Annotated in this window: 25 protein-coding genes and 1 rRNA gene; 25 read left to right on the plus strand and 1 reads right to left on the minus strand. The window is 47.4% G+C overall.

The annotated features are described in order from the left end of the window. Positions 1-13: 13 nt before the first annotated feature. From L8G48_RS06410 to glnB, 20 genes are all read left to right on the plus strand, one after another. Positions 14-1441: a sigma-54 dependent transcriptional regulator gene (locus tag L8G48_RS06410; RefSeq protein ID WP_248263772.1), complete on the plus strand. Its 1428-nt coding sequence runs from the start codon at positions 14-16 to the stop codon at positions 1439-1441. Between the two features lie 120 nt (positions 1442-1561). Continuing rightward, positions 1562-2569, plus strand: coding sequence for a sensor histidine kinase (locus L8G48_RS06415; RefSeq protein WP_248263773.1), 1008 nt, complete (start codon positions 1562-1564; stop codon positions 2567-2569). Beyond that, on the plus strand, positions 2562-3923 hold the full coding sequence (locus tag L8G48_RS06420; protein ID WP_248263774.1) for a sigma-54-dependent transcriptional regulator: 1362 nt from the start codon (positions 2562-2564) through the stop codon (positions 3921-3923). Before L8G48_RS06415 ends, L8G48_RS06420 begins: the two co-directional genes overlap by 8 nt. Positions 3924-4058: 135 nt before the next feature. Then, a complete protein-coding gene (gene fliE, locus L8G48_RS06425) occupies positions 4059-4391 on the plus strand; it encodes a flagellar hook-basal body complex protein FliE (RefSeq protein WP_054490644.1) in 333 nt (110 codons plus the stop codon). Positions 4392-4438: 47 nt separating this feature from the next. Continuing rightward, on the plus strand, positions 4439-6130 hold the full coding sequence (gene fliF / locus L8G48_RS06430) for a flagellar basal-body MS-ring/collar protein FliF (protein WP_248263808.1): 1692 nt from the start codon (positions 4439-4441) through the stop codon (positions 6128-6130). Further along, complete coding sequence (fliG, locus tag L8G48_RS06435; RefSeq protein WP_248263775.1) at positions 6123-7169, plus strand: flagellar motor switch protein FliG; 1047 nt, start codon at positions 6123-6125, stop codon at positions 7167-7169. The genes fliF and fliG overlap by 8 nt, the downstream gene beginning before the upstream one ends. Before the next feature lie 14 nt (positions 7170-7183). After that, positions 7184-7933, plus strand: a complete 750-nt coding sequence (fliH, locus tag L8G48_RS06440) for a flagellar assembly protein FliH (RefSeq protein ID WP_248263776.1) — start codon at positions 7184-7186, stop codon at positions 7931-7933. A gap of 3 nt (positions 7934-7936) precedes the next feature. Beyond that, the gene (gene fliI / locus L8G48_RS06445) at positions 7937-9292 is read left to right on the plus strand and encodes a flagellar protein export ATPase FliI (RefSeq protein WP_248263777.1); all 1356 of its coding nucleotides are present in this window, start codon (positions 7937-7939) and stop codon (positions 9290-9292) included. 3 nt (positions 9293-9295) lie between these two features. Further along, positions 9296-9739 carry a flagellar export protein FliJ gene (gene fliJ / locus L8G48_RS06450; RefSeq protein ID WP_248263778.1) on the plus strand — a complete coding sequence of 148 codons (444 nt, stop codon included), beginning with the start codon at positions 9296-9298 and terminating at the stop codon, positions 9737-9739. A 78-nt stretch (positions 9740-9817) separates the two neighbouring features. Then, positions 9818-11563, plus strand: a complete 1746-nt coding sequence (locus tag L8G48_RS06455; RefSeq protein ID WP_248263779.1) for a flagellar hook-length control protein FliK — start codon at positions 9818-9820, stop codon at positions 11561-11563. Positions 11564-11631: 68 nt separating this feature from the next. Next, complete coding sequence (gene fliL, locus L8G48_RS06460) at positions 11632-12159, plus strand: flagellar basal body-associated protein FliL (RefSeq protein ID WP_248263780.1); 528 nt, start codon at positions 11632-11634, stop codon at positions 12157-12159. Positions 12160-12175: 16 nt separating this feature from the next. Next, on the plus strand, positions 12176-13240 hold the full coding sequence (gene fliM / locus L8G48_RS06465; protein WP_248263809.1) for a flagellar motor switch protein FliM: 1065 nt from the start codon (positions 12176-12178) through the stop codon (positions 13238-13240). A 31-nt stretch (positions 13241-13271) separates the two neighbouring features. After that, complete coding sequence (gene fliN / locus L8G48_RS06470) at positions 13272-13727, plus strand: flagellar motor switch protein FliN (protein WP_248263781.1); 456 nt, start codon at positions 13272-13274, stop codon at positions 13725-13727. Continuing rightward, entirely contained in the window at positions 13687-14052 is a 366-nt protein-coding gene (fliO, locus tag L8G48_RS06475; RefSeq protein ID WP_248263782.1) for a flagellar biosynthetic protein FliO, read from the plus strand. Before fliN ends, fliO begins: the two co-directional genes overlap by 41 nt. After that, on the plus strand, positions 14049-14795 hold the full coding sequence (gene fliP / locus L8G48_RS06480) for a flagellar type III secretion system pore protein FliP (protein ID WP_248263783.1): 747 nt from the start codon (positions 14049-14051) through the stop codon (positions 14793-14795). The genes fliO and fliP overlap by 4 nt, the downstream gene beginning before the upstream one ends. A gap of 8 nt (positions 14796-14803) precedes the next feature. Continuing rightward, positions 14804-15073: a flagellar biosynthesis protein FliQ gene (fliQ, locus tag L8G48_RS06485; RefSeq protein ID WP_248263784.1), complete on the plus strand. Its 270-nt coding sequence runs from the start codon at positions 14804-14806 to the stop codon at positions 15071-15073. After that, entirely contained in the window at positions 15073-15858 is a 786-nt protein-coding gene (gene fliR / locus L8G48_RS06490; protein ID WP_248263785.1) for a flagellar biosynthetic protein FliR, read from the plus strand. The genes fliQ and fliR overlap by 1 nt, the downstream gene beginning before the upstream one ends. Before the next feature lie 30 nt (positions 15859-15888). Continuing rightward, positions 15889-17016: a flagellar biosynthesis protein FlhB gene (flhB, locus tag L8G48_RS06495; RefSeq protein ID WP_248263786.1), complete on the plus strand. Its 1128-nt coding sequence runs from the start codon at positions 15889-15891 to the stop codon at positions 17014-17016. A gap of 88 nt (positions 17017-17104) precedes the next feature. Further along, a complete protein-coding gene (locus L8G48_RS06500; RefSeq protein ID WP_248263787.1) occupies positions 17105-18736 on the plus strand; it encodes an NAD+ synthase in 1632 nt (543 codons plus the stop codon). Positions 18737-18747: 11 nt separating this feature from the next. After that, complete coding sequence (glnB, locus tag L8G48_RS06505) at positions 18748-19086, plus strand: nitrogen regulatory protein P-II (protein ID WP_248263788.1); 339 nt, start codon at positions 18748-18750, stop codon at positions 19084-19086. A gap of 27 nt (positions 19087-19113) precedes the next feature. On the opposite strand, the gene L8G48_RS06510 is transcribed toward glnB, so the two are convergent. Continuing rightward, positions 19114-19884, minus strand: coding sequence for an outer membrane protein assembly factor BamD (locus L8G48_RS06510; protein ID WP_248263789.1), 771 nt, complete (start codon positions 19882-19884; stop codon positions 19114-19116). A 111-nt stretch (positions 19885-19995) separates the two neighbouring features. On the opposite strand from L8G48_RS06510, the gene rluD reads away from it, so the two are divergent. From rluD to L8G48_RS06535, 5 genes are all read left to right on the plus strand, one after another. Further along, positions 19996-20964 carry a 23S rRNA pseudouridine(1911/1915/1917) synthase RluD gene (gene rluD, locus L8G48_RS06515; protein ID WP_248263790.1) on the plus strand — a complete coding sequence of 323 codons (969 nt, stop codon included), beginning with the start codon at positions 19996-19998 and terminating at the stop codon, positions 20962-20964. Further along, the gene (gene pgeF, locus L8G48_RS06520) at positions 20942-21655 is read left to right on the plus strand and encodes a peptidoglycan editing factor PgeF (protein WP_248263791.1); all 714 of its coding nucleotides are present in this window, start codon (positions 20942-20944) and stop codon (positions 21653-21655) included. The genes rluD and pgeF overlap by 23 nt, the downstream gene beginning before the upstream one ends. Before the next feature lie 72 nt (positions 21656-21727). Next, a complete protein-coding gene (gene clpB, locus L8G48_RS06525; protein WP_248263792.1) occupies positions 21728-24301 on the plus strand; it encodes an ATP-dependent chaperone ClpB in 2574 nt (857 codons plus the stop codon). Between the two features lie 88 nt (positions 24302-24389). Next, on the plus strand, positions 24390-25220 hold the full coding sequence (gene pssA, locus L8G48_RS06530; RefSeq protein ID WP_248263793.1) for a CDP-diacylglycerol--serine O-phosphatidyltransferase: 831 nt from the start codon (positions 24390-24392) through the stop codon (positions 25218-25220). Positions 25221-25602: 382 nt separating this feature from the next. Then, a 16S ribosomal RNA gene (locus L8G48_RS06535) occupies positions 25603-26203 on the plus strand; the annotation flags it as partial.

Raw genomic sequence — 26203 nt, forward strand, 5'->3', positions numbered from 1 at the left:
GGTAAACTCGTCTATGACAAAAACAAGAATAGTCTACCTGGTTGAACAGCAACCAGAGCGTCGTCAGCATTTTGAAACGGTATTAACCTTTATTGGTGAAACCGTTGAAGTCATATCTCCTTCAGACACTCTTGAACTTTCTGCTACAGAGGCACTTTGTGTTATTGCTGGTAACGGTGTGGGTAACTTACACCAATTAGCCGCCGATGTGCCGCACCTCCCCTTTATATGCGCCACGGGTGATCAGCAAAATGCGCTGCAAAAAGCCAATGTTATTGGTCCCTTAGAAGACTCCTTTGATTACACCAGCTTGTCGAACATGTTGCACTACTGTCAGGCTTATCACCAGCAAATGCCGGTTAAGACTTCTGGAAAAAGACATCCGGGTAGTGGCAAGCTGGAGCAAACGTTAATTGGTAACGGACGCCCAATGAAGCATGTGCGTCAGCTGATTGAGCAGGTCGCTGTAACCGACGCCAATGTACTGGTTCTGGGCGAGTCGGGCACGGGTAAAGAGGTCGTTGCCCGCGGAATTCATGATTTATCGGAACGCAGCAACGGGCCTTTTGTTCCGGTTAATTGTGGGGCAATACCGGGCGACTTGCTCGAAAGTGAATTGTTTGGGCATGAAAAAGGGGCTTTTACCGGCGCTATCGGCGCACGAAAAGGTCGTTTTGAACTGGCTCAGGGCGGAACCTTATTTCTTGATGAAATAGGTGATATGCCCATGCCTATGCAGGTAAAACTGTTGCGGGTTTTGCAGGAGCGAACTTTTGAACGGGTAGGGGGGAGCAAAAGCATTATTGCTGATGTGCGCGTGGTTGCGGCAACCCACCGTGAACTGGAAAAAATGATTATTGACGGTCAGTTCCGTGAAGACTTGTATTACCGCTTAAACGTTTTTCCGATTGAAGTTCCGGCGCTGCGGGAGCGTCAGGAAGATGTGTCATTGTTATTACAGGAGCTGACTCAACGTTTTAAAAAAGAACGTGGGGTCGGTGTTCGTTTTACGGAGCGGGCACTAGAGTCATTGTCGTATCATCGTTGGCCGGGCAATGTACGGGAACTGACTAACCTGATTGAGCGTTTGACCATTATGCACCCGGACAGTCTGGTCGATGTGCCCGATTTACCGCCTAAATATCAGCACGTTGAACATACGGCTCCAAGCCCTGATTATCCGGAAGAAATGCTGGAACGAGAAGCGCTCAGTGCTATTTTTAATGAATCCGATGACGAAGAGGCACCGGAAACCAGTGACTCTGAATTACCGGATGACGGTGTTAACCTGAAAGACATGCTGACTGAAATTGAGACAGGCATGATTGCTCAGGCTCTGGAGAAGTCGGACTGGGTTGTCGCTAAGGCTGCGGAGCTATTGAGTATGCGACGAACCACATTAGTAGAGAAAATGAAAAAATATGGAATTCAGAAAGACTAAAGCAGTAACGTCAGTCTTTTGACAATCATAAAAGCTCCGTAATCAACTGATAAATATAGAAAATATTCTGGCATCTATTTTGCATTAACTTGACTATAGTCGTTAATTGGAGATGTCAGTATGGCCACTTATCATCAAATTATTGATGCCATGCCTAATGCCGTTATTTTACTGGACAGTCATGGAGTTGTGGATTATTGCAATGACAATGCAACAAGCCTGTTAGGACACCCGCTGAAAAGTTACCTGTGGCGCGAGCTGGTCAGTGAATTTTTTGCGCCCAAAGCCGATGACTGGCATGAGGTGTCTCTTCGTAACGGACGCCGGGTTCGGCTGGATACTTCGGTAGTCAATGAAAAACCGGGGCAGTTAATTGTCCTAACGGACTTAACCGAAACCCGGCGGTTACAAAATCGTATCAGTCATCTGCAGCGTTTATCGTCTATGGGCAAAATGGTCGCCTCTCTGGCTCACCAAATTCGGACGCCCTTGTCAGCTGCTATCCTTTATGCCCAAAACTTGAAGCAGGGCACTATTTCCACTGTGAAGCAACAGCGTTTCTCGGGGAAGCTGCTATCCCGACTGCATTCACTGGAGCAACAGGTCAATGACATGCTGCTGTTTGCCAAAAGCGGTGAACAACCCATGCTGGAAGAGCTTAATACTCACAGTTTGATTCAGCAAGTGATGACAAATACCGAAAATCACGCTGACCAGAACCAGGTGAAAATTAATTGTCTCGATGAAAGTTCTGGTGCGGTATTACGAGTTAATCAAACGGCGTTGACGGGGGCGATACAAAACCTGATTAATAACGCAATTGATGCCAGTGAGCAGGGTCAGGAAGTCTTAATAAAAACGGATTCTGATGACGCTAGTTGGCGCGTGTCTATTATTGATGCCGGCTGTGGCATTGCACTTGAAAAGCAAGACAGTGTGTTCACGCCATTTTTTACCGAAAAGTCAAATGGTACGGGTTTAGGTCTGGCGGTTGTCCAAACCGTTATAAAAGCCCACAACGGTCACATTGACTGGGAGAGCCAGCCGGGTAAAGGCAGTCGGTTTACGCTGTCACTGCCGGTACATCAATGGTCTGATAACCTGTTGAGTGAGGTGCGTTATGGCTGAGCGACAAGTACTGGTTGTGGAAGATGATATCTCCTTGCGTGAAGCCATTGTTGATACGCTGGAACTGTCGGACTGTCAGTGTGTTGAAGCGGTTAACGGTGAAGAAGCGCTACTGACGCTGAAAAAAGAACCCGTGACTTTGGTTATCAGTGACGTACAAATGCCGGGAATTGATGGCTTGCAGCTGTTGCGCAGTATGAACAATCAACAGTATAACATTCCCGTCATTATGATGACCGCTTTTGCTAAGGTTGATGATGCTGTGGTTGCCATGAGGGAAGGCGCGGTTGATTATTTGACCAAGCCTTTTTCAATTGAAAAGTTACAGACATTGGTGCAGCGTTACTTGCCCGAAGGCGCAATTAACGACATTGAACCGGTTGCAGAGGCAGAGTCGAGTCAGGCTATTCTTAATATGGCACGCAAAGTTGCAGCCAGTGATGCCAGTGTCATGGTGACCGGACCCAGTGGTACCGGTAAAGAAGTGTTGGCACGTTATATTCATCAGCACTCTGATCGTGCTGACGAACCTTTTATTGCCATTAATTGCGCGGCGATACCTGAAAACATGTTGGAATCTATGTTATTCGGGTACGAGAAAGGCGCCTTTACCGGTGCTAATCAGGCATCTCCCGGTAAGTTTGAGTTGGCACAGGGCGGAACCCTGTTGCTGGACGAAGTGACTGAAATGGCCCTGCATTTGCAGGCAAAACTGCTGCGAGTTATTCAGGAGCGTCAGGTAGAGCGGCTCGGGTCACGGAAAACCATACAGCTTGATATACGTTTAATAGCGACCTCTAACCGGAATTTGCAACAAGCCGTGCGCGAAGGACAGCTACGGGAAGATTTAATGTACCGTCTGAACGTGTTTCCGCTGCACTGGAAATCTCTGCGAGAACGACCAGCGGATATTCTTCCTTTAGCTGAAAATTTATTGCAGCGGCATAAGCAGCGTTCTGGTATTAAAACGCCTGTCATTTTTTCGGCAGCCGCAGTACAGCAATTACAGGGCTATTCGTGGCCCGGTAATGTGCGCGAATTGGAAAATGTGGTGCAACGAGCGCTAGTTCTGCATCGTGAGGGAGAGATCCATCCCGGTGACTTGATGCTGGAACTGAACGACGTGGCTGAATCTAGCCGTGTGTTTCCGGAACAAGTGAATGCTGCTGACGATAAATCGGAAAACCTGGATGAATCGCTGTTTCACCAAGAGTACCAAATTATCAAAGAGGCGCTGCAACGCCACCAGGGTAAACGTCAGCCGGTTGCTGACGAATTGGGGATAAGTCCCCGTACCTTACGTTATAAATTAGCGAAAATTCGTGAACAGGGGCTGACTCTGACTGGCTCCTGAGTTTTGTTTGAGATACCCCCGAAACTCTGCCAGCCCTGTTTTTCAGGGCTTTTTTTACACTACCTGAAACTTGGCATTTAGTTTGCATAGTTAACCTTAAATACGGTCACTGATGAATTTTTGACGGGGTTAGTTATGAAAGTGGAAGCAAACGCACTTTACCAACAATTACAGTCGATGGCGACGCAGGCTTCTCAGCGTGACCAGCCAGCGAATGTTAATGCCCTGCAAGGCAATACTGCTCAGGCTGACTTTTCCAATATGCTGAAAAATGCAATGGATAACGTCAATGAACTGCAACAAACCTCAGGTGATCTAAAAACACGCATGGAGCTTGGTGACCCCAATGTCACTCTGGAGCAGACCATGATTGCCAGCCAAAAAGCAGGTATTGCATTTGAGGCAACGGTTCAGGTGCGCAATAAAGTTGTCGATGCGTACAAAGAAATTATGTCAATGCCGGTATAACCGCAGCAGCACTGGAGATATGAGTCGTGGCTGAATCAACAGACCTAATGGTACAAGATACCGATTTACCGGACAGCAACAGCGCAGGCAATGAAGACGGCGGTGGAAAGGCCGGCATTATGAACATGCTGGGTAATTTTGACATGCTGCGTCAGGTCATTGTCGTGTTAGCGTTGGCTATCTGCGTTGCAATTGCTGTTTTCATTATGTTGTGGGCGCAAGAATCAACGTACCGTCCGCTGGGTAAACTGGAAACCCAGGAGTTGATCAGTACGCTCGATTACATGGACGCCAATGGCATTGAATACCAGGTGAGTGGCAATACGGTGTCGGTTCCGGACGAAAATTACGAAGCCGTTAAGCTACAGTTAACTCGTGCCGGCGTGGACTATGGCAATTCAAGCAGTAACGGTTCTGAAATATTAATGAGCGAACCAGGTTTTGGAGTCAGTCAACGTTTGGAGCGCGAGCGACTCATTCACTCCCGTGAAGTGCAGCTGGCGCGGGCGATTGAAGAAATTAAGAAAGTGTCGGGAGCACAGGTGTTGCTTGCCGTTCCAAAAGAAAATGTGTTTGCCCGCCGGGAAAAGCAACCCAAAGCATCGGTCATGCTGAATGTGCGTGGCGGAACCTCATTAAGTGAGGAAGAAATCGCATCAATTGTTGATATGGTTGCGTCTTCGGTTACGGGTCTGAACACCGAACAGGTTACTGTAACTGATCAGGCCGGGCGTTTGCTTAACTCTGGCTCGCAAAGTGCATTAGCGGCACAGAGTTCACGCGAATACCAAATTGAACAAAAACGTGAAGAAAAATATCTGGAAAAAATAGACAGCATTTTGATTCCTGTACTGGGGTATGACAATTACACCGCCCAAGTTGATGTGACCATGGATTTTACTCAGCGCGAAGAAACTCAGCGTCAGTTTAATCCTGATATGCCCGCCATTCGCAGTGAAATGACGGTAGAAAATCGCTCGGTAGGTAGCGCAATTGGCGGAATTCCCGGTGCCTTGACCAACCAACCGCCATTGGAGTCTGACATTCCCGAGGAAGCCGGTGAGGGTTCTGCCAGCGGCGGCGGAACTGGCAGTAGCCATCGCGAAGCGACCCGCAATTACGAGCTTGATAACTCGGTCACCTATACGCGGAATCAAACTGGAACGATTGAGCGTTTAAGTGTGTCAGTTGCCGTTAATCAAAAATTGATAACGAACGAGGCCGGTGAAAATCAGCCACAGGCTGCCAGCGCGGAAGAAATGGCGAACATTCGTCGTTTGTTACAAGGCGGTTTAGGTTTTGATATTAACCGGGGGGACAGCATCGAAGTGGTGTCAGTGCCTTTTGCTCAACTGCCGGATTTAGGTACTGGCGAAGTGCCTGTCTGGGAAGAGCCCTGGTTCTGGCGTGCTTTCCGTCTGGTGATGGGGGCATCGGTTATCATAGTACTGATTCTGGCGGTGGTTCGGCCAATGCTGAAGAAACTGATGAACCCAGAATCGGGCGTTGAAGATGATGCTGAAGCCTTCATGGATGAGGAATCAATGGGCGATGAAACCATTGATCTGCTATCCTCACAATTTGATGAGAGTGCAGTTGGGTTTGGTGCTGATGGCAGCCTGCAATTACCCGATCTGCACAAAGATGAGGATTTGCTGAAAGCGGTTCGGGCGTTGGTTGCCAATGAACCTGAACTGTCTTCACAAGTGGTTAAAGCGTGGTTGAACGAAGATGCCTGATCAAGAGATGAAAGCCCAGGGTGGCAAAGTTGATTTTGATGTCGATACGTTAGAGGGTGTCGAAAAAGCGGCTATTTTGTTACTCAGTTTGTCAGAAGAAGATGCCGCCCAAATTCTGAAGCATTTGGAACCGAAGCAAGTGCAGAGAGTGGGTACGGCAATGTCGAGCCTGGAAGACTTTAATCAGGATAAAGTGAATGCTGTGCACCACTTGTTCCTGGACGAGATTCAGAAGTTCACTAACATTGGCTTCAAGAGTGACGAGTTTGTGCGTAAAGCACTGACCTCAGCTCTGGGTGAAGATAAAGCCGGTAACCTGATTGAACAGATTGTGATGGGTAGCGGCTCAAAAGGTCTGGACTCACTGAAGTGGATGGACTCCAAACAAGTCGCGACCATTATCCGTAACGAGCACCCGCAGATTCAGACCATTGTTATGTCTTATCTCGACCCTGAGCAGAGCGGCGAAATTATGGCGCAGTTCCCGGAAAAAGTGCGTCTGGACTTGATGATGCGCATCGCTAACTTAGAAGAAGTTCAGCCAGCGGCACTGCAAGAACTCAACGAAATTATGGAAAAACAATTTGCCGGTCAGGCGGGTGCTCAGGCTGCGAAGATGGGTGGTCTGAAAGCAGCTGCCAATATTATGAATTACCTGGATACCAATGTTGAAAGTCAGTTGATGGACTCTATCCGCGAGCAAGATGAAGAGATGAGTCAGAATATTCAGGATCTGATGTTTGTCTTCGAAAACCTGGTCGAAGTGGACGATCGGGGGATTCAGAGCTTGCTACGTGAAGTTGAGGGTGAAGTTTTACAGAAAGCCATGAAAGGCGCGGACGAAGGTGTTCAGGAGAAAATCTTTAAGAACATGTCTAAACGTGCCGGCGATATGTTGCGTGACGATCTCGAGGCTATGGGGCCTGTTCGTATCAGTGACGTGGAAGTGGCACAAAAAGATATTCTTGCTGCCGCACGGCGCCTGGCTGACGCCGGTGAAATTATGCTTGGTGGTGGTGGCGGTGACGAATTCTTATAAGGGCTTAGCGTATAATGACCGATGACAAACACGTAACCCATCGTTGGGATTTACCGGACATGACATCTGAAGAATTCAGACAGGGTTCTCAGAAGAATGCGTTAAATAAGCCCCGCCGTTGGCAGTATGAGCCGCCGGAAGCCGATAATGAAGAAGAAGAGGAACTTAAGCCTCTAACGGCAGAACAGTTGGAGGAAATTCGTCAGGCTGCGCGCGAAGAAGGCTATAAAGAAGGCTTTGATGAAGGTCGCAGTGAAGGTCTTAAAAAAGGCCACGACGAGGGCTACGAAGCGGGTAAAAAAGAAGGGTATGAAGCCGGTGAACAGCAAGGGGTAGAAGCCGGCAAAGAAGCGATGCAAGAACAACAGCAGCAGTTGAGTGCTCTATTACAAAGTTTGTCCAGGCCCAATGAGCGGATCACCGACTCGGTTCAGGAAGAATTGATTGAAATGGTGACCGAATTAACGCGCGTGATTTGTCTGGACGTGGCGGAAAACTCGAAAGAGTTAGTGGTTAATGCGGTACATGAGGCTATAACCGTTCTGCCTGTGACTGACCAACGGGTCATCATCCATCTTAGCGAAGAGGATTTAACCCTGCTGCAAACAATCTATGACGATGATCAGTTGAAAGAAAAAGGCTGGCTGCTGAATAAAGATGATTTACTGGAACCTGGCGGTTGCCGCGTTACTACCGAAAGTTCGACGATTGATTACACCCTGAGCAGCCGCATGGAAGACGTATTTTCCAAATTAAAAGGGTAACCCATGAGTGCTTCTGAACGCCTGGTTGAACAATTACGCAAAAAGCGGGAACGGATTCAGAAACCATCGGTGGCGGTATCCGGTTATTTAACGCGTGTGGTTGGTTTGATGTTTGAAGCGGTGGGTTGTCGGGCACCGATTGGGTCGAGCGTGGCGGTTGAAGCTGACAGCGGCGATATTGAAGCCGAAGTGGTAGGGTTTCAGGGAAACATTAGTTATTTAATGCCAACAGAAGATGCCCAGGGTGTAATACCGGGTGCTAAAGTACGCCCGCTGAACCGAAAGAATCAATTACCTTTGGGTATGGAGCTGCTAGGGCGGGTTATTGATGCACGCGGCGAGCCTCTCGACGACAAAGGCCCTATTTTTTCTGACGGTAAAACTTACCGCAGCAAACCCATGAATCCGTTAAATCGACGCCAGGTAAAACAACCTATGGACGTTGGTGTAACCGCAATAAACGCTTGCTTAACCGTGGGGCAAGGTCAGCGAATGGGCTTGTTTTCCGGTAGTGGTGTCGGTAAGAGTGTGTTGTTGGGCATGATGACTCGGGGAACTTCCGCAGACGTCATTGTGGTGGGTTTGATAGGCGAGCGTGGCCGTGAAGTTAAAGAGTTTATTGAAGAAATTTTGGGTGAGGAGGGTCGTGAAAAAGCGGTGGTTATTGCTGCTCCGGCCGATCAGTCCCCGTTAATTCGTTTGCGCGGCTGTGAAACTGCCTCCCAGGTGGCGGAGTATTTTCGTGATCAAGGGCTGAATGTATTGCTGTTAATGGACTCATTGACCCGCTATGCCATGGCGCAACGGGAAATTGCATTAGCTGTGGGTGAGCCGCCGGCAACGAAAGGCTACCCGCCTTCAGTGTTTGCTAAGCTGCCGGCTTTGGTTGAACGAGCCGGCAACGGCGGCGACGGGCAGGGCTCAGTGACGGCGTTTTATACAGTATTAACCGAAGGCGATGACTTACAGGACCCGATTGCAGATTCTGCCCGGGCAATACTGGATGGACACATTGTTTTAAGCCGCGAGTTGGCGGACAGCGGACATTACCCGGCGATAGATATAGAAAGCTCGATCAGCCGGGTTATGCCGCAGGTCGTTTCAGAAGAGCATATGCAACAGGCCATTCAGGTCAGGCAATGGTATTCGAACTATCGTCGTAACCGCGATCTTATCTCTATCGGCGCGTACACACGGGGCAGTGATGCTGCGATTGATCAGGCCATTGCCATGCAACCCCGGGTGAGCCAGTTTTTGCAGCAAAAGATGCAACAGATTGTGAGTTATGATGAAAGTTTATTGCTACTTAACCAATTACTGAATCCGAATCAAAAACAATCGCCAGCCGGAGGCCTGTAATTTATGGCTGATTTGACACAGTTGCAAATGCTGCTTGAGTTGGAACAACGGCGGGAAGAGAAAGCGGTTCAGGATTTTGTCCAGGTGCAGCAGCAAGTGCAGGAACAACAAATGCGTCTGGACGGTATGTCAAAATATCGACTCGATTATCTGAATCAGCTGCAGCAACGCGGCCAGAGCGGTATTGCTTCAATACAGGTTGGTCAGTATCACGCTTTTGTCGGAAAGCTGGATGAAGGTGTAGAGCAGTTGCATCATGACATTGTTAAATTGCAACAAGTGTTACAGCAACGCAAACAGCGCTGGCTGGCCCAGCGACGTAAACGCGAGTCGGTGAATTTCTTAATTAAAGAAAGGCAGAAGCGCGCGCAAAAAGTTGAGGCCAGGAAGGAGCAGAAAAACCTCGATGACTTTAGCAGTCAGCGATTTATTCGTGACAGGAAATAGTTGGAACAAAAATTGCTTGCTTATTGAGCAAGAAGATTAAGCGAAGCGTCAATAGGCACTTAATTCAGGAAAAAAATTATGCAACAGCTGCTCAATTTAACCGAATCCTCCGATACCTTTGCGCGCCTGGGTAAGGGCAAAGACTTATCATTGAAGACCGCTGAAGGCGATAGCAGTGAATTTTCGCGGTTGATGTTAAAGCAAAACTCCGGTGATAAGGAGCTGCAACAATTGGCCGCCAGGATAGAGGCGCATCAGTCGGACACTAGTGAAGGTAAGGGGGGGGATATCGATCGCAAAAATGTCGGTGAACCCGTCACCCGGAATTTATGGGAGCTGCTGCAACAAATGAAGCAGGAAACCGCCGATGTAAACACTGAAGACGCGGCAATTACTCTTGAAGAAACGCGAATTGAGACCGAAGGCAGTGAACTTGAATTAGACGATAAGCAGTTGTCGGAAATGCTGCAGGCGTTATTAGCGAAGTTAGATTCAGCAAGTGACGGCGACAGTGAACCGGTGATGACGGATGCTGAGCGGCAGAAGTTTGCCGATCAACTGTTAGCTGGCATGAGCGAAAATGATAAACAAGCATTGCAGGCTAAACTGCAACAGATGATACAAGCTGTTGAGTCGGGCAAGAAACCCGATGCCGCGGTTGAAAACGCCGGTAAGTTTATTGTTAACTTGCTTGAACCTATGTTGCCCAAAGAAGATGCCGATAAGTTACTAGTGGGTAATGAGAAAGCACTCACCCAGGCATTGAATGAAGCGGCTGATCGGGCTATTGCGCAGTTATCAGTGGATAACGGCAAGCAAAACCCGCAACGCTCTGAAGAATTAGTGACTTTGCTTAAACAACTGGAGCAACAGGTTTCAGTACAACAGTCTAAAGGTGAAAATAGTGACCTAAGTTTGAATGAGCAGAAAAAATTGCAACAGTTTACTGCTGAACTTCGTCAAATTTTAGCCAGTCAGAATAACGATACCGATAAGTCTCAAACTTTGAGTAAAGAGCCGTTGGCCAAAGCGGAACAATTATTGGCTGAAGTAAAACAATTGTTAAAGGGTCGCCGCGAAAGCGGAAGTACTGAAAAAGCGGCAGAACCGGTAATTAGTACGACAAATACAAAAACAACGGGTAAAGAAAAATCAGAAACCGACGTAAGTGCTGCTAAGAGCGATGACGTCAAGCAACAATTGAATAAACTGACTGGCTCAAATGCGCCGGTTGAAGCCGAAACCAAAGTGTCTGATTCGGCTCAGCAGGGGCCGGTCTTCCGCAATAATACCGATGCGCTGACAGATGCCACTGCGGCGCGGGCAATACAGGGGCAAATGGTGTCAACGTCACAGGGGACGGTAACGGCTAATGAATCCGGACAGGCAAATACATTACAAGCTTTGCAGCGACCATTAGAGCTTCAACAAACAGAGGCGTCACAGAAGCTGCAAGAACGTATCAATATTATGATGAGCCGGAATATTCAGCGTGCAGATATTCGTCTGGATCCGCCGGAACTGGGGAGTGTTCAAATTCGCGTTAACATGAATGGCGAGCAAGCCTCAGTGCAGTTTCAGGTGCAAAGTGCGCAGGCCAGAGATGCCGTAGAAACGGCGATGCCGCGCTTGCGTGAGATGCTCGAGCAGCAAGGTATTAGCCTGTCGGATACTCAGGTTGGCGAGCAAAGTAGAGAAGGTGAGCGAACGGCCGGTGGGCAGTCGGGGGCAGCTGAAACGTCTGAAGACTGGGCGGTAGAAAGTGAAATTGCTTTAGATCAAGGCCAGGTTGTTGTTGATGGCCAAGTTGATTTCTATGTTTGAAACGGTATAACTCAATTAGCTATCAAGCTATAGTAACTGTCTGAGAACGAGAATACAGGAAATAGAACATGGCGGACGATAAAGACGCTGAACAAACGGAAGAAAAAACCGGCGGGAAAAAGAAGAAAATTATCCTGTTCGGCATTATCGGTGTTGTTTTAATCATTACGGTAGTGTTGGTTTTATGGCTGTTCGGAGGGTCTTCGACCCAGCAACAGACAGCGTCCGGCGAAAGTGATTCAACAGCGCCGTCGTCATCGCCGCGTCCGGAAGTTGGCAATGCGCTGTATGTCGGAATGCCGAGACCTTTCGTGTTTATTGTTCCGGGTGACTCGCGTGAACGAACGGTGCAAATTAAAGCCCAACTTATGGTTCGCGGTGAGCAAAATGAGGAACTGGCGAAAAAGCATATTCCGTTAATCGAAGGAACCTTGCATGAAGTATTTTCGTCGTCAACAGCAGACAAACTAAAGAGAGCTGAGGGAAAAGGGCAACTGCGTGAGCTGGCTTTGGCAGAAGTTCGCACGGCGCTGGAAGACGTGACCGGCAACCCAGTTGTGGAACAGGTTTTATTTACCAGCTTGGTAATGCAATAAGTGAGCTATTATGGCTGTGAGTGACTTACTATCCCAAGACGAAATTGATGCGCTTTTACACGGTGTTGATGACGTTGAAGAAGAGGACACAGAGAAAGAGCCCGCCTCTGAGGATGCGCTCGATTATGACTTTTCATCGCAAGATAGAATTGTCCGAGGGCGCATGCCAACGCTGGAAATTGTTAATGAGCGTTTTGCCCGCCATATGCGGGTCAGCTTATTTAACATGATGAGGCGCACTGCAGAGGTGTCGATTAACGGTGTCCAGATGATTAAATTTGGTGAGTACGTACACACCCTGTTCGTTCCAACCAGCTTAAATATGGTGCGTTTCCGGCCGTTAAAGGGGACGGCGTTGATCACCATGGAGGCGCGTCTGGTCTTTATTTTGGTCGATAACTTCTTTGGTGGCGATGGGCGTTACCATGCGAAAATTGAAGGGCGGGAATTTACGCCAACTGAGCGACGCATTATTCAGATGTTGCTGAAGCTGATTTTCGAAGATTACAAAGAAGCCTGGGCTCCGGTTATGGATGTGGGTTTTGAATACCTGGATTCTGAAGTTAACCCGTCAATGGCGAATATTGTCAGTCCGACCGAAGTTATCGTGATTAGCTCATTCCATATTGAGTTGGATGGTGGCGGTGGAGATTTCCACATTGCTCTGCCTTATTCCATGCTTGAACCTATCCGCGAATTGCTGGATGCCGGTGTTCAGTCTGATAAAGAAGACACCGATATGCGCTGGAGCAAAGCTCTACGCGACGAAATTATGGACGTTCCGGTAGAAATGATCGCTAAACTGGCGCAAACCGAAATGTCTTTACGCGAAGTGATGGATTTGCGAGAGGGCGATGTTATCCCGCTTGAATTACCGGATAATGTTACCGTGTTGATTGAAGATTTACCCAGTTTCCATGCGAAAATGGGACGCTCAAGAGACAACGTGGCGTTGAAAGTTTCGGAAAAGATTAGGCGTCCGGAAACAGTTAAGTCAGATATCCACATGTTGACGCGTGGCGGTCGCCGAATTGGTGGTGATGCTGAGCTAAAACAGCTGGAAGAAGATATTGATTTATAATAATTGCTGCTTGAGAAAGTGAGGTTGCAACATGAGTAATGATGATAAAGATATGGATGACTGGGAAGCAGCAATGGCTGAACAGGAATCTGCTGAGGATGAAGAAAGTGGTGAATCAAAAGCGGATGAAAACGCTGAGAAAAAGTCCAGTCATTCTGGTATGGATAACGTGCAAGCAGCTGAATTAGAAGAGCTAAGCGAAGATAAGCCCGTTACCGAAGAAGAAAAACACAAGCTGGATGCCATTCTTGATATTCCGGTTACCATTTCAATGGAGGTGGGTCGTAGCCAAATTAGTATTCGTAATTTGCTGCAATTAAACCAGGGGTCAGTGGTTGAGCTGGAACGGGTTGCCGGTGAGCCATTGGACGTTTTGGTTAATGGCACCTTGGTTGCGCATGGCGAGGTGGTTGTTGTTAATGATAAATTCGGGATACGCTTAACCGATGTTATTAGTCAGATTGAACGTATTCGCAAGCTTCGCTAGTTTGCTGCTGTTACCTTCTGTTGCACAAGCAGAACAAAAGGCTGGCCTTATTTCGGGCAATGACATAGGCGCCATGGTTTTGGCGCTTTTTGCCGTTTTAGTGGTGATCGTGGTTTTGGCTTCGCTGTTAAAGCGCTTCAATTTGAAGTTTCAGGGCGCGTCTGGCATGAAAGTACTGAGCAGCGTATCTTTAGGAACCAAAGAGCGGTTAGTGATTGTTGACGTTGGCGGGCAGAAGTTATTGCTTGGCGTTACCCAACAACGAATAGAGTGCCTGAAAGAACTCCCTGACGATATCAACCTGAAAGGAAAACAAGAACAATGAACCGTTGGTTGTTGCTGAGTATTTTAGCCGTTTTGTGTTTGCTGCCTGAACAAGCTTTTGCCTGGCAGGATCTTACCGCGGTTACGGTAAAAACAAACCCGGATGGCAGCGAAGAGTACTCGGTGACGCTGCAAATTCTGGCGATAATGACGGCACTGACCTTCATTCCCGCTATGGTCATTATGATGACCTCATTCACCCGAATTATTATCGTTTTGGCTATTTTGCGCCAGGCTATTGGTTTGCAACAATCACCTTCTAATCAGGTGTTATTGGGTATCGCGTTATTTTTAAGCTTTTTTATTATGACGCCCGTATTAAATGAAATTAACGACAAAGCCTTACAACCTTACTTAAATGAAGAAATTCAGTCGATGGAAGCTGTCGACAGAGCGAAAGCGCCGGTAAAAGCCTTCATGCTGGCGCAAACACGGCTAACTGATTTAGAAACCTTTGTAGAAATATCCGGAACAGAAGGGGTTGAGGAGCCGGAGGATGTGCCGATGTCGGTACTCATTCCGTCTTTTATTACCTCTGAACTCAAGACCGCATTTCAAATAGGTTTCATGCTGTTTATTCCGTTTTTGATCATTGACTTGGTGGTCGCCAGTGTTCTCATGGCCATGGGTATGATGATGTTGTCACCCATGATTGTATCCCTGCCGTTTAAATTGATGCTGTTTGTGTTGGTCGATGGCTGGAGTTTAACAATGAGTACCCTGGCCGGAAGCTTCGGGGTCTAGGAGGCATTATGTCACCAGAAATGTTTCTCGATATTTTTCAGGAAGCGCTGAAAACCATTGTCATTATGGTGGCCTTTATCATTGTCCCCGGGCTCCTGGTCGGCTTAGTTGTTGCGGTTTTTCAGGCGGCAACATCGATTAACGAACAGACCTTGAGTTTTTTACCTCGCTTATTAGTCACTCTTACGGTTATTGGTCTTGGTGGTCACTTCCTGACGGAAACCGTGATGGATTTCACTATTGAGATGTTTAACCGGATACCTGAAGTGGTCGGCTGATGGATCTGGTCACTTCTGTTCTGCTTGAATGGTTAGAACAGCACCTGTGGCCATTGACCCGGGTGTCTTCTATGATAATGAGCATGGCGCTATTCTCCGGTACCATTGTTAATTCTCGTGTAAAAATCTTTTTGTCCTTAGCCATTATTATGGCGGTTTCACCGGCTTTACCAGAAGTGAACCCCGGCGTTGAAATGATGTCGGTGGGAGGTTTTTTGGTCACAGCGCAACAAGTGGTCATAGGGGTTGCGCTGGGTTTGCTTTCTATTTTGTTCTTACAAACATTTGTGTTAGGCGGGCAAATTATCGCCATGCAAATTGGTCTTGGTTTCGCCTCTATGGTGGACCCTACCAACGGTCAGCAAGTACCGGTTATTGCCCAGTTCTTCTTAATGTTGGCAAGTTTGGTTTTTTTGGCTTTCGACGGTCATTTATTAATGATTCATATGGTCGTTGCCAGTTTTGATGCAATACCAGTCGGCATGACCGGGCTGGATGCCGACGCTTTATTCGCGGTCGCGGAGTGGGGTGTCTATATGTTCTCCGCTGCTTTAGCTGCAATGCTTTCGGGTGTTATTGCGCTATTGCTGATTAACTTAAGCTTCGGTGTTATGACCCGCGCAGCTCCACAGTTAAATATCTTTGCAATTGGTTTCCCCATCACCATGGTGAGTGGTCTTGTGGTTGTGTGGCTGACCATGGGGGGCTTTATTTTTCATTTTGAAAACCAGTGGGCACGTGTTGTACAAACCATGTGTGAAATACTAGGCAGTCAATGCGCTTAAATCGATTCTCTCTGATACAAGGCAATAAGTATGGCGGAGACTGATCAGGAACGTACTGAAGACCCCACGGAGCGACGAAAACAGCAGGCTCGTGAAAAAGGGCAAATTGCCCGCTCTAAGGAAATGGGGACCGCGTTTGTGCTGGTCAGTGCTGCAGTTGCCTTTTTCTGGTTTGGTCGGGCTTTATATCTGGGCGTTCGCAATGTGTTTGAAACGATGTTCACCATTGACCGACAGCAAGCTTTTGACACCACTAAAATTTATGATGCCTTAGCGATAGCCTTTGGTGAAGTGATGTGGCCAATGTTGACTATTTTTGCCTTTATTGTGGTTTTCACTTTTTTCGGGAACAGTTGGCTTGGCGGAATTAACTTTTCTGCTCAGGCAATGGCACCCAAGTTTAACCGCATGAGTCCGCTTAACGGCTTTAAACGGATGTTTGGTGTTCAGGCATTGGTAGAGCTGGTCAAAGCCATTGCCAAGTTCATGGTAGTGGCTGTTTCTGCTTTTTTCTTATTGAAGTGGCAATTTGTCGACATTCTGCAGATGTCGATGGGTCAAATGCCGACCATGATTGGTAACGCGTTAGATACCCTTCTCTGGATGTTTTTGCTGCTGTGCTGTTCTATTTTTCTGATAGTTGTTATTGATGCCCCATTTCAGCTCTGGAAGCATAATAAAGACTTGAAAATGAGCAAACAGGAAGTTAAGGACGAACATAAAGATACTGAAGGGAGTCCCGAGGTTAAAAGTCGTATTCGTCGCTTACAAATGGAAATGGCAAATCGTCGAATGATGGAAGAAGTACCTAAGGCTGATGTAGTGGTGACCAACCCGACCCATTACGCTGTGGCATTAAAGTATGATGATGGTGGCGTACAAGCTCCGGTAATGCTGGCTAAAGGAACCGATGAAACAGCGGCGAAAATTCGCGAAATTGCGCTGGAGTATGAAATTCCTTTGGTGGCTTCCCCGGCACTGGCTCGCTCCATTTATCATACGACTGATTTGGAACAAGAAATTCCAAAAGGATTGTTCATAGCGGTAGCTCAAGTTCTTGCTTACGTTTATCAGTTGAGAATGTTTAAACAGGGACAGGCGAAACGTCCGAAGAAGCCACCGACGGATAAAGACATTCCTGATGACCTTCGTTATTAATCCATCATTTGCGCGTTGGCCCGGGCTGCTATATCATTCGCCACCATTCGGGCCGATATCGGCAATGGCAAATTTGGACTGAGCAGTTATGGCAAAACTTTCATTGTGCCTGGCACAGCTGGACTTTACGGTTGGCGCCATTCATAACAACACCGCCTTAATTTTAAAAACCTTGCGTGAGCAGGGTGAACAACACGACATTATTGTTTTCCCGGAGCTGGCTATTACCGGTTATCCGCCGGAAGATTTATTATTCCGCGAAGATTTGCATCAGGCGGTAGACAATGCGGTTGAACAAATTAGCGCGGCGGCCTCTGATTGTGTCGTTATCGTTGGCCACCCTCAGGCTGTGGGTGAAGAGTTGTTTAATGCTATGTCGGTTTTGCATCGTGGTGAATGTTTGTTGCGTTATTTTAAGCAACGTTTGCCGAACTACGGTGTTTTTGATGAGCAGCGCTATTTCATTCCCGGCCACCAGAGCCAGGTATTTGAATGGCAGGGGGTCCGTATCGGTCTGCAAATATGCGAGGACTTATGGAGCCCACAGCCACTGCAGCAGTTGCTGGACGATGACATTGACCTGGTTTTATCAATGAATGCCTCTCCGTATGAGCTTAATAAACATGAGCAACGCCTGGGGGTGCTGAAGCAACGTGTCGCTGAAGCGGGTAAACCCATTTTGTATTTGAATAATTGTGGCGCTCAGGACGAATTGGTGTTTGACGGTCACTCGCTAGTTATCGATGCTCAAGGTGAGCTTGTTGCTGAGCTGCCACATTGCCAGATGACCACCGCATCAGTAACTTACGAAGATAATCGTGTTACCTGCAGCGAATTTGATGCTCAGCCGGAACAAAATGACCTGGCTCATGTGTACGACGCACTGGTATTAGCCGTACGAGATTACGTGACTAAAAATGGTTTTTCCGGCGTTGCGCTTGGTTTGTCGGGCGGTATTGATTCAGCGTTGACTTTAGCGATAGCCAATGATGCGTTAGGAGCCGATAAAGTCCATGCGGTGATGATGCCATTTCGTTATACCTCCGATATGAGCCTGGAAGATGCCGAGCTACAAGCTAAAACTTTAGGAGTTCGTTACGACGTTGTGCCTATTGAACCCATGTTTGACGAGTTTATAAAGCAATTGTCGCCGTTGTTTGGCGAAACCGAAACAGATACCACAGAGGAAAATTTACAGTCACGCTGCCGTGGTGTTTTGCTGATGGCTTTATCAAATAAAACCGGTTCACTGGTGTTAGCGACGGGTAATAAAAGCGAAATGGCCGTGGGTTATGCAACCCTTTACGGCGATATGTGCGGCGGCTTCGCGCCAATTAAAGATATTCCTAAACTGCTGGTTTATCAATTGTCTGAGTTTCGTAATACCCGTGGTGCCTGTATTCCTCAGCGAGTAATAGACAGGCCTCCTTCGGCCGAATTGGCTCCGGATCAGGTCGATTCGGATTCCCTGCCAGACTATAGCGATCTGGATCGCATTCTGGCATTGTATGTAGAGAGAGACTGGTCGGTAACCGATATTATTGCCGCTGGTTTTTCAGAGGAAGACGTACGCCGGGTGATTCGTCTGGTCGATCTGAATGAATACAAACGTCGGCAATCTGCGACTGGACCTAAAGTGACGCCACGTAACTTTGGTAAAGATCGTCGTTACCCCATTACCAGTCACTATCGCCATGAATTACAGCGACAAGGTCAATAGGACAAGTACTGATGAAAAAAGTTGAAGCCATTATTAAGCCGTTTAAGTTAGACGATGTGCGTGAGGCACTGTCCGAAGTTGGCATTGCGGGTATGACAGTGTCAGAAGTTAAAGGCTTTGGTCGACAAAAAGGGCACACCGAGCTCTATCGTGGCGCAGAGTATATGGTCGACTTTCTGCCTAAAGTAAAACTGGAAGTTGTGGTTGCGGATAGCGAAGTTGAGCGTTGCGTTGAAGCTATTATGGAAACGGCACAAACAGGTAAAATTGGTGACGGTAAAATTTTTATCACCGATATTGAGCGAGTTATTCGTATTCGTACCGGCGAGGAAAACGAAGACGCGGTGTAAATCGCCGCGTCTGCTATATTCGATACTTTACTGGGCTGAAACTAACCGGCTATCGGGGAAGTTAGTCCGCAACACTTTCATTGCGTCTTCACGCAGCTCTGGCAATTCAAGTTGCTCATAGCTTTCTACCATCATCGCTAATGCGTTCTCAACTTCCGGCGTATCTGAAAAATGCTTTAAAATATAACGAGCGCGGTTAGCCGCTGCCAGGTAAGCCTGACGCTCCATATAATATTGGGCAATCGCAAGCTCTTTCTTAGCCAGACGGCTTTTTAAAGCAATTAAACGTTGTTTAGCATCAGCTGCGTATTCGCTGTCAGGGTATTTGCGTACTAATTCAGCAAAATCTTTAAATGCTTCTTGCGCCATGGATGAGTCGCGGTCGGAGCGGTCGACACCGGCCAGGTCATGTATGGCATTGTGTTCAGCACGTTGATTGACTAAGCCTCGTAGGTAGAGTGCGTAATCGACATCCTTATGATTTGGATTCAGACTGATAAAGCGATCAATGGCCGCTAAGGCTTCATCTGTATTATCGAGTTTATAATGCAGATAAATAAGGTCTAACTGAATTTGAAGTGCAAAAGGGCCGAAAGGGTAACGCTTATTGAGGCCTGATAACTGTTCCTTTGCCAAGTTCAAATTACCACTAGCTATACTCTCCTGAGCTTGCTCATACATGGCTTCAATTTGTGTCTTTGCTACCTGCTCTTGTTCGGACTGGCTGGAACAACCCGCTAACATTAATCCAAGAGCCGATGAAAAAACGACGCTTCGGCCTAATTTATTATTTAACATATTATGAAGGATTCCCTTTATTTTTTTGGCGCTGCACCGGCAAACGGTTACACTAGCATGTTCTTGCATTCTAACGCAGCCGTAAAGGCTTTGACAGTCGAAACCCAATATATGAACAAAAGCATTGAATTAGAAGCCATTGTTACCGAATCTCAAGCTGGGAAAAGGTTAGACCAGGCACTTGCAGACTTGTTCCCGGACTACTCTCGGTCGCGGTTAAAAAGCTGGATAACTGATGGAAAAGTAACCGTTGACGCACAAGTTATCGAAAAACCACGAGAAAAAGTGGCTGCCGGCGCCTTAGTTGCTGTTGACGCGGAAATTGAAGGCGAAGAGCGACATCAGCCGCAACCGGTCGAACTGGATATTGTGTACGAAGACGATGATATTTTAGTGATAAATAAGCCGGCCGGACTGGTTGTGCACCCAGGGGCGGGTGCACCGGACAAGACCTTGTTAAATGGTTTATTGCATTATGACCCTCAACTCGACTTAGTACCGCGTGCGGGTATTATTCATCGTTTGGATAAAGACACGACCGGATTAATGGTGGTGGCGCGCAATGTACCTGCTCAGACGCAGTTAGTAGCCATGATGCAGAATCGCGAAATTACACGTGAGTACGAAGCGGTGTGTAATGGCGTAATGACGGCCGGGGGGATGATTGAGCAACCTATTGGTCGACACCCAACGAAGCGAACCCATATGGCGGTGGTGCAATCGGGGAAGCCGGCAGTAACGCATTACCGTGTACTCGATCGTTACCGTGCACATACTTTGCTGCGGTTGCGTCTGGAGTCAGGCCGAACCCATCAAATCCGTGTCCATATGGCGCATATCCGGCATCCTTTGGTTGGCGATTTAACTTATGGCGGTCGGCCAAGACCCCCCAAACAAGCTGAAGGCCGCCTGTTGCAAACATTACGTGGTTTTAATCGTCAGGCTTTGCATGCGGCGTCACTCGGTTTGCATCATCCTATTACCGGAGACTGGCTGGAATTTAATGTTCCGCGGCCAACGGATTTTCAATATTTGATTGAAGAGCTGCGTGTGGATCATGAACGTTTCAAACAAGCATGAAGGGATTGTATTTCCGGACTGGAAACTGCCGTCAAATGTTCATGCGGCAGTAACCACCAGAGCCTTTGGCAACCTGGCGGCGCATGTGGGCGATGATCCCGCTGCGGTTATTTTACGCCGCCGCCAATTGCAACGAGAACTTGAGTTACCTGAAGCGGTCACCTGGCTGCAGCAAAAACACACCAATAATGTCTTGCAATGGCCTTTTAAATCGGCCGTTGCCGATGCCGCTTACAGCGATTCATCCAATAGTGTCTGTGCAGTATTAACTGCAGACTGTTTGCCTATTCTTTGTTGCTCAGATGATGGCAAAGAAATTGCGGCAGTGCATGCCGGTTGGCGAGGATTAGCGGGTGGCGTTTTGCAACATGCGTTGTCTCATTTTCAAACCGCAGCTGCTGATATCCGGGTTTGGATCGGGCCGGCTATTGGAGCCCCGTCTTTTGACGTTGGAAATGATGTCCGCGAAGCCTTTGTTGCCTGTCACGCATCGAATGTTGAACACTTTACTTCGTTGTCAGATAAATGGTTAGCCGATTTATCTTCTATTGCAGTTGATGATTGTCTGCGTGCAGGCGTTAAGAATATTACAAGAAGCGAAGAGTGCACGGCACGCAATAACATAAACTGGTATTCGTGGCGTAAGGAAAAGGCGGCAGCACGATTTGCGTCAATTATTTGGCGAAATTAAGCGCAGTCACTTGAAAGCGCGCAAAAAGTACCCACATTTAATATATCGAAAAAATTAAATGAGGAAGTATCGATGCGACACGATAGATTTACCAGTAAGTTCCAGATGGCTATTGCTGACGCTCAGTCAATTGCTCTGGGGCGCGATCATCAATTCATAGAACCGGTTCATTTAATGCAGGCGCTGCTGGATCAAAACGGCGGTTCGGTGCGTCCCTTATTCACGATGCTGGGTGTCGACATCCCCAAATTCAGGGCGGATTTATCTAAGGCGTTAGAGGCTTTGCCTCAGGTTGAGGGGACTGGCGGTGATGTACAGTTGTCACAGAATACGGCACAACTGCTGAATCTTTGTGATAAATACGCTCAGAAGCGAAATGACTCCTATATTTCTTCAGAGCTCTTTTTGCTGGCCGCAACTGAAGATAAAGGCAAGCTGGGTGATATTTTCCGTCAGCAGGGAGTTAAACGTGATGCGTTAGAAAAGGCCATTAACGATATCCGTTCCGGCGAGAAGGTGGATGATCCAAATGCAGAAGAAAAACGTCAGGCTCTTGATAAATACACTATTGATTTAACCGAGCGTGCTGAACAAGGAAAGCTAGATCCTGTTATTGGTCGTGATGAAGAAATTCGTCGTACTATTCAGGTACTGCAACGCCGTACTAAAAATAATCCGGTGCTTATTGGTGACCCTGGTGTCGGTAAAACGGCCATTGTCGAAGGTTTAGCTCAGCGTATTGTTAACGGTGAAGTGCCTGAAGGCTTAAAGCATAAGCGAGTATTGTCACTTGATTTCGGTTCGTTGTTAGCGGGCGCAAAATTTCGCGGTGAATTTGAAGAGCGATTAAAAGCCGTATTGACCGAGCTTTCAAAAGAAGAAGGCCGTATTATTTTGTTCATCGACGAGCTGCACACTATGGTTGGTGCGGGTAAAGCTGAAGGTGCCATGGATGCCGGGAATATGCTGAAACCGGCCTTGGCTCGCGGCGAACTGCATTGCGTTGGTGCTACCACACTGGATGAATATCGTCAGTTTATCGAAAAAGATGCGGCTCTTGAAAGACGCTTCCAGAAAGTGTTGGTTGAAGAACCTAATGTGGAAGACACTGTTGCTATTTTGCGTGGCTTGAAAGAGCGCTATGAGTTACATCACTCGGTAGAAATTACCGATCCCGCTATTGTTGCGGCAGCGTCGTTGTCACATCGTTATATCAGCGACCGCAAACTGCCGGACAAAGCTATCGACCTCATTGACGAGGCAGCGTCCAGCATTCGCATGCAGATTGACTCTAAGCCAGAAGATCTTGACCGTCTGGAGCGCCGCATTATTCAGTTAAAGCTCGAACGGCAGGCGCTGCAAAAAGAAAAAGATGACGCCAGTAAAAAGCGGCTGGAAATTCTGCATGACGAGCTTGATGATCAAGAACGTAAATATGGAGAGTTAGAAGAGGTCTGGAATACCGAGAAGGCTGCAGTACAGGGTACACAACATATAAAATCTCAGTTGGAACAGGCACGTACCGATATGGATATCGCCCGTCGTGCGGGTGACTTAAATCGTATGTCGGAACTTCAGTATGGGCGTATTCCGGAACTGGAAAGACAGCTCGACTTGGCCTTGCAAGCCGAAATGCAGGATATGAGCTTACTCAAAAACCGGGTTACTGAAGAAGAAATTGCGGATGTGCTGTCGCGATGGACGGGCATTCCGGTTAACAGAATGCTTGAAGGCGAGCGTGAAAAACTGCTTCAGATGGAAGAGCAATTACACGGCCGGGTGGTTGGACAAAATGAAGCGGTCGAAGCTGTTTCAAATGCTATTCGACGTTCACGAGCCGGGCTGGGTGACCCTAATAGGCCTATCGGTTCATTTTTATTTCTGGGGCCGACCGGTGTCGGTAAAACTGAGCTAACGAAAGCACTGGCAAATTTCATGTTTGATACTGACGATGCCATGGTGCGTATTGATATGTCAGAGTTTATGGAAAAGCATTCGGTCGCTCGTCTGGTTGGTGCACCTCCTGGCTATGTCGGTTATGAAGAGGGGGGTTACTTAACTGAAGCCGTACGCCGTAAGCCATATTCTGTGATTTTATTAGATGAAATTGAAAAGGCGCACCCAGATGTCTTTAATATCTTATTGCAGGTATTAGACGATGGACGTTTAACCGATGGTCAGGGCCGTACCGTAGATTTTAAGAACACGGTGATTATTATGACCTCAAATTTGGGGTCAGATTTAATTCAAGAGCATGCTAAAGAGCATACTTATGAGCAGATGAAAGCTGAGGTCATGGAAGTACTGGCTCATCATTTTCGTCCGGAATTTATTAACCGGGTAGATGAGACTGTTGTATTTCATCCATTAGGTGAAAATGAAATTCGCTCGATTGCGCAGTTTCAGTTGCAGCTTCTTTATAATCGCCTGGAAGAGAAAGAGTACCAGTTAGAGTTGGATGACCCAGCCTTGTCGCATTTGGCCAGAACCGGTTTTGATCCAGTCTTTGGTGCTCGTCCTCTGAAACGCGCTATTCAGCACGAGTTGGAGAACCCGTTAGCGCAAAAAATCTTGTCAGGGGAACTTGAACCCGCTAAACCGATCAAAGTAAGCGTTGAAAATGAGCAGTTAGTGATCACGCAGTAACTTAACCGGGCTTCGGACATTTCCTGTTCGAAGCCCGGTTGTGATAACCTGACTACTTTCTATTTAGTGACTAAAGAGTGTTTTATACATGAGTAATGACAGCTCAAATACTAGTGGCAAGAGCCGCGGTATCTATTTACTGCCAAACCTGTTTACAACTGCTGGCCTGTTTTCAGGCTTTTACGCCATTGTTGCGTCAATGAACGATCGCTTTATAGAAGCGGCAGTAGCGATATTTATCGCAATGGTTTTTGATGGCTTAGATGGCAGAGTCGCCAGAATGACCAATACCGAGAGCGACTTTGGGGCCGAGTTCGATAGTATGGCCGATATAGTATCCTTTGGTATGGCGCCGGCACTGGTCATGTATAACTACGCCTTAGCTGACCTGGGCAAAATGGGTTGGTTAGCCGCATTTGTTTTCGTGGCTGGCGGGGCACTTCGCCTGGCGCGCTTTAATACCAATTTAGGCTCTTCCGATAAGAATTTTTTTCAGGGGTTAGCGATACCCAGTGCAGCGGCTATTGTCGCTGGCTTAGTCTGGGTGGGTTCTGAGTATGGAATTAAAGGCGGTGATATTGGCGGTATTGCGGCCGTCATCACAATTTGCGCCGGGTTGTTAATGGTCACCAACTTTCGTTACCACTCTTTTAAAGATGTGGACTGGAAAGGGAAAGTGTCCTTTTTAGTGATTCTGGTTATTGTACTGGCTTTTGTGGTTGTTGCGACGCAGCCCTCAGTGGTGCTGTTCTCTATCTTTTTCCTTTATGCGCTGTCAGGTCCGGTATTAACGATAAAAAATGTGAAGAAGTTAAAGCTCGGTCATATTCTCGGTGATAACGACGACGACGATGATGCAGACTTTAATGATAACGAAGAGAAGAAAAAAGCAGCAGAAAAGCCTGAAAAAGAAGATTAAAGCAGCAAGTTGGTGATGATCTGAACAAACGATCAGGGAGAGCCAAAAAAGATCTTGCAAGGCTCACAGAGATCACTATAATTCGCCGCCGTTGTCATGACTTATACGCAAGGAATTCTGGCAACGGCGTTTTGTTTTAACCAAGCTTAAAAAGCTGATAAAAAATGGTTGACGAAACGTTCGGGAAGTGTAAAATACGCCTCCCTGCTTCGGAAGAAGCAACGTTCTTTAACAATACTATCAAGCCAAGCAAACTGTGTGGGCACTTGCAGAAGTAAGCAAACAAGAAATATTGTATTGCAACTTTTGAATGAGTGTTCAGCAAGCTTCAGAAATGAAGTGAGCAAAAACGCGTAATTCATTGAGTTGATTGAACTACTTTTAATTGAAGAGTTTGATCATGGCTCAGATTGAACGCTGGCGGCAGGCCTAACACATGCAAGTCGAGCGGTAACAGAGAGAAGCTTGCTTCTCTGCTGACGAGCGGCGGACGGGTGAGTAAGACTTGGGAATTTGCCTTTAGGCGGGGGACAACCACGGGAAACTGTGGCTAATACCGCATAATGTCTACGGACCAAAGTGGGGGACCTTCGGGCCTCACACCTAAAGATGAGCCCAAGCGGGATTAGCTAGTTGGTGGGGTAAAGGCTCACCAAGGCGACGATCCCTAGCTGTTCTGAGAGGATGATCAGCCACACTGGGACTGAGACACGGCCCAGACTCCTACGGGAGGCAGCAGTGGGGAATATTGCACAATGGGGGAAACCCTGATGCAGCCATGCCGCGTGTGTGAAGAAGGCCTTCGGGTTGTAAAGCACTTTCAGCGACGAGGAAGGGTGTTGTATTAACAGTGCAGCACATTGACGTTAGTCGCAGAAGAAGCACCGGCTAACTCCGTGCCAGCAGCCGCGGTAATACGGAGGGTGCAAGCGTTAATCGGAATTACTGGGCGTAAAGCGTACGTAGGCGGCGTGTTAAGCAAG

Source organism: Idiomarina aminovorans (assembly GCF_023155095.1).
Classification (GTDB): domain Bacteria; phylum Pseudomonadota; class Gammaproteobacteria; order Enterobacterales; family Alteromonadaceae; genus Idiomarina; species Idiomarina aminovorans.

Bases quoted from the DNA above. Each gene is read 5' to 3' on its own strand.
- L8G48_RS06410 (WP_248263772.1), top strand. From the start codon at position 14: ATGACAAAAACAAGAATAGTCTACCTGGTTGAACAGCAACCAGAGCGT.
- L8G48_RS06415 (WP_248263773.1), top strand. From the start codon at position 1,562: ATGGCCACTTATCATCAAATTATTGATGCCATGCCTAATGCCGTTATT.
- L8G48_RS06420 (WP_248263774.1), top strand. From the start codon at position 2,562: ATGGCTGAGCGACAAGTACTGGTTGTGGAAGATGATATCTCCTTGCGT.
- fliE (WP_054490644.1), top strand. From the start codon at position 4,059: ATGAAAGTGGAAGCAAACGCACTTTACCAACAATTACAGTCGATGGCG.
- fliF (WP_248263808.1), top strand. From the start codon at position 4,439: ATGGTACAAGATACCGATTTACCGGACAGCAACAGCGCAGGCAATGAA.
- fliG (WP_248263775.1), top strand. From the start codon at position 6,123: ATGCCTGATCAAGAGATGAAAGCCCAGGGTGGCAAAGTTGATTTTGAT.
- fliH (WP_248263776.1), top strand. From the start codon at position 7,184: ATGACCGATGACAAACACGTAACCCATCGTTGGGATTTACCGGACATG.
- fliI (WP_248263777.1), top strand. From the start codon at position 7,937: ATGAGTGCTTCTGAACGCCTGGTTGAACAATTACGCAAAAAGCGGGAA.
- fliJ (WP_248263778.1), top strand. From the start codon at position 9,296: ATGGCTGATTTGACACAGTTGCAAATGCTGCTTGAGTTGGAACAACGG.
- L8G48_RS06455 (WP_248263779.1), top strand. From the start codon at position 9,818: ATGCAACAGCTGCTCAATTTAACCGAATCCTCCGATACCTTTGCGCGC.
- fliL (WP_248263780.1), top strand. From the start codon at position 11,632: ATGGCGGACGATAAAGACGCTGAACAAACGGAAGAAAAAACCGGCGGG.
- fliN (WP_248263781.1), top strand. From the start codon at position 13,272: ATGAGTAATGATGATAAAGATATGGATGACTGGGAAGCAGCAATGGCT.
- fliO (WP_248263782.1), top strand. From the start codon at position 13,687: ATGTTATTAGTCAGATTGAACGTATTCGCAAGCTTCGCTAGTTTGCTG.
- fliP (WP_248263783.1), top strand. From the start codon at position 14,049: ATGAACCGTTGGTTGTTGCTGAGTATTTTAGCCGTTTTGTGTTTGCTG.
- fliQ (WP_248263784.1), top strand. From the start codon at position 14,804: ATGTCACCAGAAATGTTTCTCGATATTTTTCAGGAAGCGCTGAAAACC.
- fliR (WP_248263785.1), top strand. From the start codon at position 15,073: ATGGATCTGGTCACTTCTGTTCTGCTTGAATGGTTAGAACAGCACCTG.
- flhB (WP_248263786.1), top strand. From the start codon at position 15,889: ATGGCGGAGACTGATCAGGAACGTACTGAAGACCCCACGGAGCGACGA.
- L8G48_RS06500 (WP_248263787.1), top strand. From the start codon at position 17,105: ATGGCAAAACTTTCATTGTGCCTGGCACAGCTGGACTTTACGGTTGGC.
- glnB (WP_248263788.1), top strand. From the start codon at position 18,748: ATGAAAAAAGTTGAAGCCATTATTAAGCCGTTTAAGTTAGACGATGTG.
- L8G48_RS06510 (WP_248263789.1), bottom strand. From the start codon at position 19,884: ATGTTAAATAATAAATTAGGCCGAAGCGTCGTTTTTTCATCGGCTCTT.
- rluD (WP_248263790.1), top strand. From the start codon at position 19,996: ATGAACAAAAGCATTGAATTAGAAGCCATTGTTACCGAATCTCAAGCT.
- pgeF (WP_248263791.1), top strand. From the start codon at position 20,942: ATGAACGTTTCAAACAAGCATGAAGGGATTGTATTTCCGGACTGGAAA.
- clpB (WP_248263792.1), top strand. From the start codon at position 21,728: ATGCGACACGATAGATTTACCAGTAAGTTCCAGATGGCTATTGCTGAC.
- pssA (WP_248263793.1), top strand. From the start codon at position 24,390: ATGAGTAATGACAGCTCAAATACTAGTGGCAAGAGCCGCGGTATCTAT.